2 protein-coding genes are annotated in these 1,642 nt (G+C 60.8%); one reads left to right on the top strand and one right to left on the bottom strand.

The annotated features are described in order from the left end of the window. Positions 1–633: ATP-binding cassette domain-containing protein (locus tag FEM54_RS32175; RefSeq protein ID WP_138454236.1), on the top strand; the 633-nt coding region annotated here is incomplete at its 5' end. A 229-nt stretch (positions 634–862) separates the two neighbouring features. On the opposite strand, the gene FEM54_RS32180 is transcribed toward FEM54_RS32175, so the two are convergent. After that, positions 863–1,642, bottom strand: a 780-nt coding sequence (locus FEM54_RS32180) for a transglycosylase SLT domain-containing protein (RefSeq protein ID WP_171045963.1), incomplete at its 5' end; no start/stop codon positions are given.

The following is a 1,642-nucleotide window of genomic DNA, read 5'->3' on the forward strand; positions in this document are numbered from 1 at the left end:
GGTAAATCGACGATCTTTGATTTGCTGCTGCGCTTTTACGATCCGCAGCAAGGCCGCATCCTGCTTGAGGGCCACCCGCTGACCGAACTCGAGCCAATGGACCTGCGCCGTCATTTCGCGCTGGTTTCCCAGAGCCCGGCGCTGTTCTTCGGCAGCGTTGAAGAAAACATCCGTTATGGCAACCCGTCCGCCACCCGCGAACAGGTCGAAGCCGCGGCACGCATCGCCCACGCCCATGACTTCATCCTGCAAATGCCCGATGGCTACCAGACTCATCTGGGCGACGGCGGTATGGGCCTGTCCGGCGGCCAACGCCAACGCCTGGCCATCGCCCGCGCGTTGCTGGTGGATGCGCCGATCCTGCTGCTGGACGAAGCCACCAGCGCCCTGGATGCGCAGAGTGAGCACCTGATTCAGCAAGCCTTGCCGCAACTGATGCAGGGCCGCACCACGCTGGTGATTGCGCATCGGTTGGCCACAGTGAAGAACGCCGACCGGATTGCGGTGATGGACCAGGGCAAGCTGGTGGCAGTGGGTACGCATCAACAGTTGATTGCGAGTAATCCGTTGTATGCACGGTTAGCGGCGTTGCAGTTCAGTGATGGCGGTGAGGTTGTGAAAAACGAAGGCTAGCTTGATCTATGTGGCGAGCGGGCTTGCCCCGCGTTGGGCTGCGTAGCAGCCCCAAAACTTGCCGACTCGGCCTATCAGTTACACCGCGGCGGGGCTGAATGGGGAGCGCTTCGCACTCCAGCGCAGGGCAAGCCTGCTCGCCACAACAAGCCTACTTGCCACATAAAGCCTGGTGGCCAAATGAAACCTGTTGGCCACAGCAAGCCTGCTGATCGCACTTCAGTCAGTCTTACTGATCATCAAAATACCGCTCATGCCAATCCACCAGCGGCTGCGGTGAATTGAGTTTCTGCCCGTAGATCACCGAATAAGACAGCACGTTCTGCACATACTGGCGGGTTTCGTCGAACGGGATGCTTTCCACCCACACATCGAAACTCAGGTGGTCGGCACCGCGCAGCCACTGGCGCACACGGCCGGGGCCGGCGTTGTAGGCGGCAGAGGCGAGTACGCGGTTGCCGTTGAATTGGCTGTGTACCTGGCTCAGGTAGGCGGCGCCGAGCTGGATGTTTTTGTCCGGGTCCAGCACCTGGGCCGGGGAGGCGAGTGGGATGCTGAATTTACGTGCGGTTTCTTTGGCAGTGCCGGGCATCAGTTGCATCAGGCCACTGGCGCCGACGCCGGAGCGCGCGTCGTCCATGAAGGCACTTTCCTGGCGGGTGATGGCGAACACCCAGCTTGAATGCAGGCCACGCACCTTGGCTTCGCGTACCAGCGTGTCGCGGTGTGCCATCGGGAAACGAATATCCAGATCATCCCAGTACTGCGCCTGGCTGATGGTGCGGATCGCCGGGAAGTACCACTTCATGTCGTAGGCCAGCTTGGCCTGGGCGACCATTTCATCGCGGTTGAAGTGACGGCTGACGTGGTACCACTCGCGGCGGCCATCAACAATCTGGCCGCGTGCATAGAACTCCATCGCGCGGCGCACGCCGGGGGTGTTGCGCACTTTGTTGATCAGCGCCTGGCTCATCACCAAGGGTTTGTTTTTCAACTGGTAGGGCGCTTT

It is taken from the genome of Pseudomonas edaphica, from assembly GCF_005863185.1.
Classification (GTDB): domain Bacteria; phylum Pseudomonadota; class Gammaproteobacteria; order Pseudomonadales; family Pseudomonadaceae; genus Aquipseudomonas; species Aquipseudomonas edaphica.